The sequence below is a fragment of the Flavobacterium sp. MDT1-60 genome (genome assembly GCF_014844035.1).
In the GTDB taxonomy this organism is placed as follows: domain Bacteria; phylum Bacteroidota; class Bacteroidia; order Flavobacteriales; family Flavobacteriaceae; genus Flavobacterium.
Map to the genome: position 1 here is coordinate 612,300 of NZ_CP062159.1, position 13,036 is coordinate 625,335.

The following is a 13,036-nucleotide window of genomic DNA, read 5'->3' on the forward strand; positions in this document are numbered from 1 at the left end:
AGTTGTGTTGATGCGACGCAAATTTGATCAAATCTGCTTAATTTACGATTTTATAAAATATTTAACGTGGCTAAGACTAAATATTTTAATCCAAAAACACTTCTTGTTCGTATATTTCTATATACCTTTGCGGTACAATAAGAAAACAATTTGCTTCGGCATTAAATATACAATCATGGGAAGATTAGGTCTTACAGAAATCCTTGTAATAGTAGGTATTGTGTTATTACTTTTTGGAGGTAAAAAAATTCCAGAATTAATGAAAGGTTTAGGAAGCGGAATTAAGGAATTTAAAAACGCAGCCAAAGACGACCAAACTACTGCTGCCAAAAAAGAAGAGGAAGAAGTAAAATAATATTACAACTTTTTAAAATTATAAATCCCAAATTACAAATTGTAGTTTGGGATTTTATTTTTGTTAAGTTTTTTCTATTTGGAATTTGGAATTTCTTTTTTAAAATTTTATAATACCATTGTTAACTGAATTCTCTTTCTGTCTTCATCAACTTCCGTAACCTTCACATCAACATGCTGATGTAATTTTACAACTTCATTTACATCGCTCACAAAACCAGCTTTTAGCTGTGAAATGTGAACCAATCCGCTTTCCTTGATTCCAATATCAACAAAACAGCCAAAATTGGTAATATTGTTTACAATACCAGGCAAGATCATTCCGGTTCTCAAATCCTTGATCGATTTTACATTCGCATCAAATTCAAAAACCTTAGCCGACTTTCTTGGATCTAATCCAGGCTTTTCAAGCTCTTTAATGATATCTTTTAGCGTAAGCAAACCGATTTCAGGTGTAATATAGTTTTCGGCCTTAATTAAGGCTGTTTTCTCTTTATTTGCAATTAAGTCGTTTACAGATAATTTCAAATCTTTTGCCATTTTCTCTACAACCGGGTACGCTTCCGGATGTACAGCAGAATTATCCAGCGGATTTTTAGCATTCGAAATTCGGATAAAAGCTGCACCTTGCTGATACGCTTTATCGCCAAGACGAGGCACTTTTTTCAGCTGTTTTCTATCCTCAAACGGGCCATTTTCAGAACGGTACTGAACAATATTTTCAGCCAGCTTCTCTCCTATTCCACTCACATAACTTAGTAAATGCTTACTTGCGGTGTTGATATTGATTCCCACCGAGTTTACGCAACGAATTACCGTATTATCAAGTTCTTCTTTTAATTTCGTCTGATCAACATCGTGTTGATATTGACCTACGCCGATAGCTTTTGGATCAATTTTAACCAATTCGGCCAAAGGATCTGAAAGACGTCTCCCAATAGAAACCGATCCACGAACCGTAACATCATAATTAGGGAATTCTTCTCGGGCAATTTTTGATGCCGAATAAACAGAAGCTCCGGCCTCAGAAACAATAAAAACCTGCAACGGTTTGTCAAACGCGATTTTTTTGATGAAAAATTCCGTTTCCCTAGAAGCCGTTCCGTTTCCGATAGAAATGGCGTCAATTTGATATGCGTTTACCATCGAACGGATTTTCTTGATCGCCATTGTTTCCTCATTTTGAGGCGCATGTGGATAAATCGTTTCGTTATATAACAAATCACCCTTTTCATCCAGACAAACTACTTTACAACCGCTTCTGAATCCCGGATCGATAGCCAGAATTCGTTTTTCTCCTAACGGTGGTGCTAATAATAGCTGACCTAAATTGTTAGCAAAAACCTGAATCGAGTTTGCATCCGCTTTTGCTTTTGCTTCCTGTAAAGTTTCATTTCCAATCGCCGGATTTAGCAATCGTTTATAACTGTCTTCGATCGCTAATTGTAAGTGTGCTGTTGTACTATTTTGTTTCTTAATGATTAATTCATCAATAATGTCGTACGCTTCATCTAAATCAACATCAATTTTCATCTTCACAAAACCTTCGTTTTCTGCACGAAGCATTGCCAATAAACGGTGAGATGGTGCTTTTGCCAAATTTTCTTCCCAATCAAAATACTGACTGAATTTTTGAGCTCCTTCTTCTTCTGCTTTCTTTTTAACTACTTTGGTTGCAATTGTTGCTTTTCGCTGAAATAATCGTCGCAATTGCTTACGAACATAAATATTCTCGTTGATCCATTCGGCAACAATATCGCGAGCACCCTGCATGGCAGCTTCTTCGTTAATTACATTTTCATTGATATATTGCGTCGAAATAAAATCGACATCAACATTACTTTCCGACATGATAATTTTCGCTAATGGTTCTAAACCAAATTCACGAGCGACATCGGCTTTTGTTTTTTTCTTCTTTTTGTATGGAAGGTAAAAATCTTCAATTTCCTGCAAGTCAAAACTTTGCTCGATTTTTTGCTTCAATTCTGGCGTAAGCGCTTTTTGCTCTTCTATAGATTTTAAAACCGCTTCTTTACGTTTTACAATCGTTTCATACTCTTTTTGAAGTTTTGCAATTTGTTCAATTACAACTTCATCAAGGTTTCCTGTTGTATCTTTTCGGTAACGGGAAATAAACGGAATCGTACAATCTTCCTCTAATAATTTTACCGTGTTTTGAATGTTAATCGGCGCTGTCTGTACAGACTTGGCTATGAATTGAATATTAGTCATACTTTTAATGAAATAATTTCTTGATTACAAAATGATATAATTTACTTGTTAAAATGATAAAACAAATTCATTAATCATTTGGCTAAAATAATATCTTTGTTTCTAATTTTAAGCTAATGGAAATTTTATTATTGTATTTTTTATTTATAAACATGTTTGTTTTCATTCTTGCCGGATATGATAAATATCAAGCCAGAAAAAACAAACGAAGAATCCCCGAAAACACTTTATTTTTCTTCGAAGTCATCGGCGGAACAATAGGTTTACTAACAGCAATGCTTTTCTTTAGACATAAAACGAGTAAAACTTCATTTATTGTCAAATTTTCCTTGATTTTTTTGATTCAATTAGTTTTAGTTTATCTCAAATTAAGTGATAAAATATAGATATTAACAATGTTGATAACTCTAAAACACTTTTTTAATAATCTGAATTTAAGGTCATTAAATAAAAAACCGGATGAATTTAAAAAATCCGCCCGGTGTGTTTCTTTTTATTGGTGCGAAGCACCCGATTTTTTTGACTTTTTATGAGCAAGCAATTTTATTCACTCTGTTTTGGTGTCTTCCACCTTCAAATGCAGTTGTTAAAAATGTTTCAACAATTTCTACCGCTTGTGGGATCGACGTAAAACGCGCCGGAATACTTACAATGTTTGCATCATTATGTAAACGTGTTAAATAAGCAATTTCTTTAGTCCAGCATAAACCAGCTCTTACTTTTGGATGTTTGTTGACCGTCATTGCAATTCCGTTTCCGCTTCCGCAGATAACAATTCCAAAATCGGCTTTTCCTTCAGATACATCATTCGCAACCGGATGACCAAAATCCGGATAATCAACAGAATCCTCAGAGTCTGTTCCGTAATTGGTTACTTCATATCCTTTTGCTTTAAGCATCTCAACGATTGCTTTTTTATAATCTGGTCCTGCGTGGTCGTTTCCTATCGAAATTTTCATTGTAAATACTATTTAGTTGTGTACTGCAAATTTAATCAATTAATAAATGTTTGCCACTAATTTCACTAATTATCATTAATTTTTTCCTTTTGAATATTTAAAATAGAATTAATGAACATTCATGTAATTCGTGGCAAAAAACTTTGTGCTCTTCCTTGCCATAAATTACAAGATTTAAAAGATTCAAACTTTATTAACTTTGCGCAAATTATAGTGTAGTTTGTGGTTAAACACACCTTATTTTTAAGTCTCTTTATATCAAAAACTTAGCGTTATTAACAATTTTAATATTTATATAATTAGTTGAATATCAATTAGAAATAAACATAGTTTTTGTTAAAATTTTAGAATGTTAATACTAAATGCTAATTCGTTGATATTCAGTTAACTTTAAATTAACATTATTTGTTAATAAGTTCAGATAGAAAATTAGAAGTTTTTTTTGGTCGTGTCATAAAAAAGCCTAATCCAAAACCCGAATCAAAAATCCTAATAAAGTTTGATGAATTTTTAGAAAAGTTATCAATACCAAAAATGCGATTTTCAACAAAAATCAACATATGAACTTATCTACAAAATGAATTCATTTTAGGTTGTTAACCGTTGTTAATTAAAATTCAAAAAGTCTTAAAAATTAAACTTTTAACCAAATATAAGTATGTTGATAACTCCCAATAACTAAGAGAAACTTCATTTCAATACATTTAAAAATAAATTTATTCGACATATTAACAAGCTATAATAACAACCATAAATTAATTTAAATTAAATTTTTCTTTTTGTTGTATTTAATATATGTTGACAACTTTGAAAGTTTAAAAAGAAAAAAAAAATTTGAGATTGAAAAAATAGAACGGTTTAAACGATTTTGAGTGGACTATTGAGATTGTCCAGAATTTGCTGAACTTCTTCGAAATCGTTTGGATGAACTTTCAGTTTGATTCCACCCAGCGCTGCCGAATACATTGGAACAACTGAAAGTGTTATTTCGTTTTCAAAATAATATGGAATTTCCTCTCGTTCTAATAAGTGTTTCAGAACGACCGTTTCGTGCTGATAATTGAATATGGCGATAGTTTTAAAGCTTTCCATACAAGGTCTTTTCGTAAAGATACGAAAGTTATTTTTTTAATAATTTATTTGTTAAAATCTATAATCTGATATCTTATTTGTAATTTTAACTTTTTAAGAAAAGATATATGAGTAAGAAAATTAGAAAGCCGATAAAAAATGAGAGTGATTTCTCAAGCAAAATTTTAAAAATTTTATCGCAAAGCCCAAATAAGGCATTTAATTACAAACAGATAGGAGCAAAGCTTGAACTTGACGATACAAAAAGCAGAAATCAGATTATAAAAGATTTAAAAATACTGGCTTCTTCAAAGAAAATTATAGAGTCAGAACCAGGAAAATATTTAGTAAAAGTAGAAAGTCAGGATTATTACGAGGGAACAATTGATATGACGAGCAGGAAAACCGCTTATTTTGTTTGTCCGGATTTTGCTGAAGATGTTTTTATTCCGACCAATAATTTGAATCGTGCTTTAGATAAAGACAAAGTAAAAGTCTATGTTTATAACAGGAGAAAAGGTAAAAGACCTGAAGGAGAAGTAATTGAAGTTATAGAGAGAAATAAAACAGAATTTGTTGGTGTAATAGATATTCAGGCAAATTTTGCTTTTGTATCGACAGCAAATCCTAAAATGTATACGGATATTTTTATTCCGAAAGATAAAATTGGTGAAGCAGAAAATGGTGATGTTGTATTGGTTACCATTGAAGATTGGCCAAAAAGAGCTGATAGTCCGTTTGGATCAGTTATCAGAGTTTTAGGAAAACCTGGTGAACATAATACCGAGATTCATGCCATTTTAGCCGAATATGGTTTACCGGCAGATTTTCCGGTAGAAGTAGAGGTTTATGCGCAGAAAATAGATACCTCGATTCAGGAAGCTGAGATTGCAAAACGTCGTGATATGCGTGATACGCTTACGTTTACGATAGATCCAAAAGATGCAAAAGATTTTGATGATGCGTTGTCTTTCAAAAAGTTAGAAAACGGAAATTATGAAATCGGAATTCATATTGCCGATGTTTCGTATTATTTGGAAGAAGGGACTATCTTAGATGATGAAGCTTATCAGCGAGCAACTTCGGTTTATTTGGTAGATAGAGTAGTGCCAATGCTTCCGGAAGTTTTATCTAATTTTGCCTGTTCGTTACGTCCGAATGAAGAGAAATATACATTCTCTGCTATTTTTGAAATTTCTCCAACATCGCAGGTTATTAACCAATGGTTTGGTAGAACAGTTATTTATTCAGATCAGCGATTTGCTTATGAAGAAGCACAATATATCATTGAAACAAAAGACAATACAATTCCGGTTGATATTTCAATAACCGGAGAGTCTTATATAGTTTCAGATGAAATTGTGGAAGCTACTTTAAAATTGGATGAATTAGCGAAGATTTTGAGAAAGAAAAGAATGGCCAATGGTGCAATTTCTTTTGATAAAGTTGAAGTAAAATTCAACTTGGATGCGGAGGGAGAACCAGAAGGAGTATATTTCAAAGTTTCAAAAGATGCCAATCATCTGATTGAAGAATTCATGCTTTTAGCCAATAGAAAAGTGGCTGAATACATAGGAAAACAGAAAAAAACATTTGTTTACAGAATTCACGATGAACCAAACGAAGACAAATTAATTGCAATGGCAACAGTAATTGCCAAATTTGGTTATAAAATAGATTTCAGAAACAAAGGCGATATTTCAAAATCATTAAATGCCTTGATGGAAGAAGTGAATGGTAAAAAAGAGCAAAATTTAATTGATACTCTTGCGATTAGAAGTATGAGTAAGGCTAAATATTCGACAGAAAATATTGGACATTATGGTTTAGCTTTTGATTATTATAGTCATTTTACTTCGCCAATTCGTCGTTATCCAGATGTTATGGTTCATAGATTATTGCAATATTATCTGGATGGAGGGAAATCTGTGGATGAAGAAGTTTATGAAACAAAATGTATGCATTGCTCCAATATGGAAAGTTTAGCTACTAATGCTGAACGTGACAGTATCAAATACATGCAGGTTAAATACATGCAGGATCACCAGGACGAAGAATTTTTGGGAGTTATTTCAGGAGTTACAGAATGGGGAATTTATGTTGAAATTGTTTCGAATAAATGTGAAGGAATGGTGAGAATCAGAGAAATAAAAGATGATTATTATACTTTCGATGAAAAACAATATGCTTTGGTTGGAGCTACTTCAAACAGTATATTGCAATTAGGAGACGAAATTTATGTTAAAGTAAAAAATGCGGATTTGGTTAAAAAACAACTGGATTTTCATTTTTTAAGAAGAGCAGAATAGTTATTAAATTAAAAAAGGAGAGATATGAAAAAGTTATTAATTGGCGTTGCAGTCTTGTTTGTACAAATGTCATTTGCGCAGGTAACCAAAGAGGTAGGAGATTTTGATACAGTAAAAGTTTTTGATAAACTTCACGTAAAATTAGTTGCGTCTTCAGACAATAAAGTTGTTATAAAAGGAGCTCGTGAATCAGAAGTGGAAGTGGTTAACAAAAAAGGAATACTTAAGTTAAGAATGCCTTTTCCAAAATTATTATCCGGAGATGATTTAGATATAACTTTATATTACAAAAATATTGAGTTAATAGATGTAAATGAAGGGGCATTTGTTAGTAGTAAAGAAGCTATAAAAGCGACTGCATTTAAAGTAAGTGCTCAGGAAGGTGGTAAAATTAATGTTGATTTAGATGTTGATAAACTGAAAGTAAGTTCAGTTTCAGGTGGAGAAATTACTTTAACCGGAAAAGCTTCGAACCAGGATGCAAGTCTAGGAGCTGGTGGTTTTTTATTAGCAAGTAAATTAGTTACCTCACAAACTACAGTTAGCGTTTCTGCGGGAGGAAAAGCAGATGTAAATGCTTCTACCCTTGTTGAAGCAAAAGTGAGCGCAGGAGGCTCTATTTACATTTATGGAAAACCAAAACAAATTAATCAAAAAACGGTTTTTGGAGGTAAAATCGAAGAAGTGAAATAATAATTCTATTTGAATGATAAATGATATTTTGGCTGGACTGCCATGGGGACTTTTTTTAAGTTTTATGGTAGGTCCAGTATTTTTTATATTACTTGAAACCAGTATTACAAAAGGATTCAGAGCTGCAATTGTCTTTGATTTTGGTGTAGTTCTAGGTGATATTTTTTTTATAGCCGTTGCCTATTTAGGAAGTTACAGATTAATTCAGAGTTTAAAAGATAAACCGGCCTTGTTTATTTTTGGAGGTATTATTATGCTGGCCTATGGCATTATCTCTTTCGTAAGATTAAGGAATGAAGAAAAAATTGATGACGAAGAAATTGATCGTGATATCATCAAAAGAAACTATGGAAGTTTGTTTATAAAAGGCTTTTTACTGAACGTTATTAACATTGGAGTTCTTGGTTTCTGGTTAGCTGTTATTATTTCGATTGGACCAAAATTAGAAATGCAAAACTCCAGAATGATTACTTTTTTTACATCAGTTATTATTACTTATTTATTAGTGGATTGTATTAAAATACTATTAGCCAAACAACTAAAATCTAAAATGACACCAAATAATATACTTAAAATAAAGAAAATTATAAGTATTGTTTTAATGGTTTTTGGATTTGCTTTGATGATTCAGGGCTGGTTTCCAAAAGAAAAAGAAATGGTTAGAAATGCTTTTGAGAAGATTGAGAAGTAGTTGTTAATAACTGAAAAATATAAATTAAAACCTCTCATTTTGAGAGGTTTTTTTATGTTCAAAATCACATATTAAAACACAGTTTGTCATTCTGAGGAACGAGAAATCTCCGCAAGTAACTCTATAAAGATTGATTAACTTTATGGATAATTGTCGCGGAGATTCCTCGTTCCTCGGAATGACATACGGTATATTGTAAATATAAAAGAAGATGTAATTTTCTGCAGATTTGTAAAATTATTATCTGGATTCGAACATAATCTTTATCTATTTTTTTCTAAAAATTAGACATAAAAAAGAGATACATTTCTGTAGGTTTTTAAAGGCATCGTCCGAATTCGAACGCAAACTTTATCTAATTTTTTCTAAAAATTAAACATAAAAAAACTTCGAATTGCTTTGAAGCTTTTAGAGGCATCATCCGGATTTGAACACAAACTTTATCTAATTTTTTCTAAAAATTAAACATAAAAAAAACTTCGAATTGCTTTGAAGCTTTTAGAGGCATCGTTGGGATTTGAACCAATATATTTAATTAATTTTTTCTAAAAATTAGACATAAAAAAAAGAGATACATTTCTGTATCTCTTCTTGAGGCATCGTCCGGATTCGAACCGGAGTAGGAGCTTTTGCAGAGCCCAGCCTAGCCGCTCGGCCACGACGCCATTGCTTGAACGGATGGCAAAAGTAACTAAAATCTTTAAAATTCAAAACTTTAAAAGTAACTATTTTAAAAAATTAGTTTTCTGCTGGGAATAATTACTTTCTAATTTCCGTCATTTTTATAGTAACTGATTCAACATCACCACCAATAGGAGGATTTATTTTAGAAACCCAAACCGTTGTTTTTTCTATTGTTTCTATCTCTGCCAAAACACGAATGTTGATTCTTTTGGCAACATGTTCTAATAAATGCGAACGAATAGCCATTTCTTCGGTAACAATTTTGTTTAAATGTACATAATCAACCGTGTCAGCAAGATGATCTGTTTGTGCTGATTTTTGTAAATTGGTTTTAATTTGTAGATCAACAGTGTAATCTGATCCAATTTTTCCTTCTTCAATTAAACACCCATGGTAGGAAAAAGTGCGGATGTTTTTTAGTTTTATAACTCCCATTTTCTTATTGTTTAAAGTTTAAAGTTTCAGGTTTAACGCCACTTAAGTAACTTTAAAACTGAAACCTGAAACCTTTTTTTTATCTTTGCTAAAATTACTATAAAATAATGGCATCAGAAGAGAAATCACTCAATTTTATTGAACAAATCATAGAGGAAGATTTAAAGTCAGGTCTTTCACAAAACAAACTTCATTTTCGTTTTCCACCAGAACCAAACGGATATTTGCACATTGGGCACGCAAGTTCGATTGCTCTAAATTTTGGTTTAGGAATTGATTATCAGTCTCCTGTAAATTTACGTTTTGACGATACAAATCCAGAAAAAGAAGAACAGGAATTTGTTGACGCTATTAAAAAAGATGTAGAATGGTTAGGGTATACCTGGGCAGAAGAACGTTATGCTTCTGATTATTTTCAACAATTGTACGATTGGGCAGTTTTATTAATTAAAAAAGATAAAGCGTATGTTGATAGTCAATCTTCTGAAGATATGGCAATTCAAAAAGGAACTCCCTCAACTGTTGGAACTGATAGTCCGTATAGAAATCGTTCTGTTGAAGAGAATTTAGATTTATTCGAAAGAATGAAAAACGGTGAATTTGAGGCTGGAACTCATATTCTTCGTGCCAAAATAGATATGAAATCTACCAATATGCTGATGCGTGATCCTATCATGTACAGGATTTTGCACAGACACCATCATAGAACAGGAGACGATTGGAAAATCTATCCAATGTACGATTGGGCACACGGACAAAGTGATTATTTAGAAGCCATTTCACACTCCTTTTGTACACTTGAATTCTTGCCTCACCGTGAATTATACGATTGGTTTTTAGATCAGATTTTAGACGAAAATAAACTACGTCCAAAGCAAAGAGAATTTGCAAGACGTAACTTATCCCATACTGTTGTTAGTAAAAGAAAATTGCAACAACTGGTTAAGGAAAAGCATGTTAACGGTTGGGATGATCCCAGAATGTCAACCATTTCAGGATTAAGAAGACGTGGTTATACAGCTGCTTCACTACGTAATTTTGCTAATACAATTGGTATTGCAAAACGCGATAATTTGATCAATGTATCGGTTTTGGAATTTTGTATTCGCGAAGATTTGAATAAAATTGCACCTCGTGTAATGGCAGTTTTAGATCCTGTAAAATTGGTAATTACAAACTATCCTGAAGGAAAAGAGGAGTGGTTAGAAGCTGAAAATAATCAGGAAGATGAGAATGCTGGTTTCAGAAAAGTTCCCTTTTCACGTGAGTTATACATCGAAAGAGAAGACTTTTTAGAAGAAGCTCCGGCAAAGTTTTTCCGTTTGACTTTAGGAAAAGAAGTACGTCTTAAAAATGCGTATATTATTAAAGGAGAAGGTGTTATAAAAGATGCTTCCGGAAATATAACAGAGATTCATGTAACTTATGATACTGATTCTTTAAGCGGAAGCGGGACAGAAGCAAGTCAAAGAAAAGTATCCGGAACATTGCATTGGGTTTCTATTCAACATGCGGTTGAAGCAGAAGTTCGTATGTACGATCGTTTGTTTACAGATGAAGCACCGGACAGTTATAAAGACAAAAATTTCTTAGATTTTGTAAACCCAAATTCATTAGAAATCATCAAAGGATTTGTTGAACCAAGTTTGGCAACAGCTCGAAATGAAGATAAATTTCAGTTCCAACGTTTAGGATATTTTACTGTTGATAAAGACTCAACTCCTTCAAAATTAGTCTTTAACAAAACTGTTGGATTAAAAGATGCCTGGGAAGAAAAAGGTAAAAAAGAAGAAAACAGCATCAATAATTCTTTAAAAGATATTAATAAGTATTTTAAAGTTGAAAGTAAACCAGAACGTATCGCAATTGAAAGTGCGATAGGAGAGAGCATCAAAAATGTTTCAAGTTTTTCTTTATTACAAAATTCGTTAAAGAAAAACATCAACAATAATAAAGCTTCCTTATTGTTTGCTCAATTTATTTTGAAATATTCTCATTTGAAATCTGCGGATTTTGATGAAGAGGATATCAAAAAATTGTATACAATGTCACTAAGAAGTGAATCAACTTATGTTCGATCAAAAGCACTTTTGAATTTAAGAGATTTAGAAAATGAAAGTTTCAAAACTCAGTTTGAAGATGAAATTTTAAAATTATATTCTAATCCTCCAAAAAATGCTTCAGAGAGAGAAATTGAAATTCTTTCTGAAATGGTAAAGAAATAATATCATTATAATCTATTAAAAAGCGCTTTTTATAAGCGCTTTTTTTATTATTTGTATTTTCTATTTAAAATTAAATTTATATAGATATTTTATATTAAATATGACTTGCATAAATTGATTTTAAGAGGTTTTTTCATTTCTTCTGATACAGAATTCATCTTTCGTAAAACTATTAAAATTAAGGCTTTATTTTAATTTTAGGTCTCATTTAGCCACCTTTAGCGCTTATTAACAATGGAATGTTTATAAAGTTGCTATTTGAAATTTACTTTTAATAAAAAGTATGTATTTCTTCAAAATAGAAATGGAATTTTATAATATCAATTTTAATGATCATTTTTTAAAAATTGAAAGTTTATAATTATTATATTTAAAATCTATTGTATTTTATTTTTTAATAGATATTTTAAACTAAAAGTGACCTTCATAATTTAATTTTAAGACCTTTTTTTACTTCTTCCATCTCTTAACTCATCTTTTGAATAATTGTTGATTTTTAAGCTTTATTTAAGTTTTAGACATCGTTTTTGTGAGTTTAACGGGTTATTAACATACAATTGTTTATAAAGTTGCTATTTTTATCCAAAGGTCAAATCTGAAATTTTTTAATTTTAAAAATGGCACTTTAGGAATCAAATCTGAGTTTTTCTAAATTCAAAAATTAGTTTTTGTTTTTAGATTTAATTCTAAGTCTGAATTCCGAAAATTGATTTTATGGTCAATTCTAATTGTGTTGATGTTTTTGATAATACTTCAGTAAAAGTTTTTTTCAATGCATTTCATAATTTTCAAATTTCATGAAATTGGTTTTGTGATTTATAAATTTTGATTTTCATTTTTGATCAAAGAAATTTTTTAATCCTTAAAATTTAATTATCATGAAAAATGTATTTTTTACTCTGGCTATTTTATTTGCAAACATTGCAATTTCTCAAACACATCAAATTTCAAAACACAATGGAGAAGAATTGGATGTTAATTTTATCAAACATGAAAATGATTTAATTCATTATTCTCTACATGGAAGTTTCGAAGAACATAAAATTACGAAGTATGCTGTTTCAAAAATTACCAATAAGCAAACGAATCAAACTCAAAAAGTATCAGATAAAGTTATAGTCGATTCAAAATCAGATTATAAAATGGTAACCGTTTTACCTCAGGAAAAGACAATAGGTTTAAAACAAGCAGCAAATTTTACAGGAATATCGACGAAGACAAAAGGAGAACCGCCAATGGCAAACCAAAATCATACTGCTATGAGAATCAAAACGCATTCAGCTTCAAAGGGTTATCCGTTTGTAAGCGTAGTTGAAAATGACGGAAAATATGAAGCAATTGCTTACATGTATTAATTGTATTGTTAAATATTTGTAAATATCT

11 protein-coding genes and 1 tRNA gene are annotated in these 13,036 nt (G+C 31.2%); 7 read left to right on the plus strand and 5 right to left on the minus strand.

Annotated features, from left to right (window positions below):
- Positions 1-175 precede the first annotated feature (175 nt).
- Entirely contained in the window at positions 176-355 is a 180-nt protein-coding gene (locus IHE43_RS02570; RefSeq protein WP_056196724.1) for a twin-arginine translocase TatA/TatE family subunit, read from the plus strand.
- Between the two features lie 107 nt (positions 356-462).
- Here the strand turns inward: IHE43_RS02570 and IHE43_RS02575 are convergent, their stop codons facing one another.
- Positions 463-2,586, minus strand: a complete 2,124-nt coding sequence (locus IHE43_RS02575) for a Tex family protein (RefSeq protein WP_192186540.1) — start codon at positions 2,584-2,586, stop codon at positions 463-465.
- 152 nt (positions 2,587-2,738) lie between these two features.
- On the opposite strand from IHE43_RS02575, the gene IHE43_RS02580 reads away from it, so the two are divergent.
- Positions 2,739-2,972, plus strand: coding sequence for a DUF1294 domain-containing protein (locus IHE43_RS02580; protein WP_225585488.1), 234 nt, complete (start codon positions 2,739-2,741; stop codon positions 2,970-2,972).
- 141 nt (positions 2,973-3,113) lie between these two features.
- Here IHE43_RS02580 and rpiB read toward each other — a convergent pair whose 3' ends face one another.
- Both rpiB and IHE43_RS02590 read right to left on the minus strand, forming a co-directional pair.
- A complete protein-coding gene (gene rpiB, locus IHE43_RS02585; protein WP_192186542.1) occupies positions 3,114-3,545 on the minus strand; it encodes a ribose 5-phosphate isomerase B in 432 nt (143 codons plus the stop codon).
- A gap of 858 nt (positions 3,546-4,403) precedes the next feature.
- Entirely contained in the window at positions 4,404-4,637 is a 234-nt protein-coding gene (locus IHE43_RS02590; protein ID WP_192186543.1) for a DUF2007 domain-containing protein, read from the minus strand.
- A 107-nt stretch (positions 4,638-4,744) separates the two neighbouring features.
- Between IHE43_RS02590 and rnr the strand changes: the two genes are divergently transcribed.
- The 3 genes from rnr to IHE43_RS02605 are packed head-to-tail and all read left to right on the plus strand — an operon-like array spanning position 4,745 to position 8,309.
- A complete protein-coding gene (gene rnr / locus IHE43_RS02595; RefSeq protein ID WP_192186544.1) occupies positions 4,745-6,925 on the plus strand; it encodes a ribonuclease R in 2,181 nt (726 codons plus the stop codon).
- A 24-nt stretch (positions 6,926-6,949) separates the two neighbouring features.
- The gene (locus IHE43_RS02600; RefSeq protein ID WP_192186545.1) at positions 6,950-7,618 is read left to right on the plus strand and encodes a head GIN domain-containing protein; all 669 of its coding nucleotides are present in this window, start codon (positions 6,950-6,952) and stop codon (positions 7,616-7,618) included.
- A gap of 13 nt (positions 7,619-7,631) precedes the next feature.
- On the plus strand, positions 7,632-8,309 hold the full coding sequence (locus tag IHE43_RS02605; RefSeq protein ID WP_192186546.1) for a LysE family translocator: 678 nt from the start codon (positions 7,632-7,634) through the stop codon (positions 8,307-8,309).
- A 594-nt stretch (positions 8,310-8,903) separates the two neighbouring features.
- Here IHE43_RS02605 and IHE43_RS02610 read toward each other — a convergent pair.
- Positions 8,904-8,974: transfer RNA gene (locus IHE43_RS02610), tRNA-Cys, on the minus strand.
- Positions 8,975-9,068: 94 nt separating this feature from the next.
- Entirely contained in the window at positions 9,069-9,428 is a 360-nt protein-coding gene (gene folB, locus IHE43_RS02615; RefSeq protein WP_192186547.1) for a dihydroneopterin aldolase, read from the minus strand.
- Between the two features lie 107 nt (positions 9,429-9,535).
- On the opposite strand from folB, the gene IHE43_RS02620 reads away from it, so the two are divergent.
- Together IHE43_RS02620 and IHE43_RS02625 are read left to right on the plus strand one after the other, a co-directional pair.
- A complete protein-coding gene (locus IHE43_RS02620) occupies positions 9,536-11,653 on the plus strand; it encodes a glutamine--tRNA ligase/YqeY domain fusion protein (protein WP_192186548.1) in 2,118 nt (705 codons plus the stop codon).
- A gap of 878 nt (positions 11,654-12,531) precedes the next feature.
- Positions 12,532-13,008, plus strand: coding sequence for a hypothetical protein (locus IHE43_RS02625; RefSeq protein WP_192186549.1), 477 nt, complete (start codon positions 12,532-12,534; stop codon positions 13,006-13,008).
- Positions 13,009-13,036 lie beyond the last annotated feature (28 nt).

Coding starts and splice junctions, on each gene's coding strand:
- IHE43_RS02570 (WP_056196724.1), top strand. CDS start 176: ATGGGAAGATTAGGTCTTACAGAAATCCTTGTAATAGTAGGTATTGTG.
- IHE43_RS02575 (WP_192186540.1), bottom strand. CDS start 2,586: ATGACTAATATTCAATTCATAGCCAAGTCTGTACAGACAGCGCCGATT.
- IHE43_RS02580 (WP_225585488.1), top strand. CDS start 2,739: ATGTTTGTTTTCATTCTTGCCGGATATGATAAATATCAAGCCAGAAAA.
- rpiB (WP_192186542.1), bottom strand. CDS start 3,545: ATGAAAATTTCGATAGGAAACGACCACGCAGGACCAGATTATAAAAAA.
- IHE43_RS02590 (WP_192186543.1), bottom strand. CDS start 4,637: ATGGAAAGCTTTAAAACTATCGCCATATTCAATTATCAGCACGAAACG.
- rnr (WP_192186544.1), top strand. CDS start 4,745: ATGAGTAAGAAAATTAGAAAGCCGATAAAAAATGAGAGTGATTTCTCA.
- IHE43_RS02600 (WP_192186545.1), top strand. CDS start 6,950: ATGAAAAAGTTATTAATTGGCGTTGCAGTCTTGTTTGTACAAATGTCA.
- IHE43_RS02605 (WP_192186546.1), top strand. CDS start 7,632: ATGATAAATGATATTTTGGCTGGACTGCCATGGGGACTTTTTTTAAGT.
- folB (WP_192186547.1), bottom strand. CDS start 9,428: ATGGGAGTTATAAAACTAAAAAACATCCGCACTTTTTCCTACCATGGG.
- IHE43_RS02620 (WP_192186548.1), top strand. CDS start 9,536: ATGGCATCAGAAGAGAAATCACTCAATTTTATTGAACAAATCATAGAG.
- IHE43_RS02625 (WP_192186549.1), top strand. CDS start 12,532: ATGAAAAATGTATTTTTTACTCTGGCTATTTTATTTGCAAACATTGCA.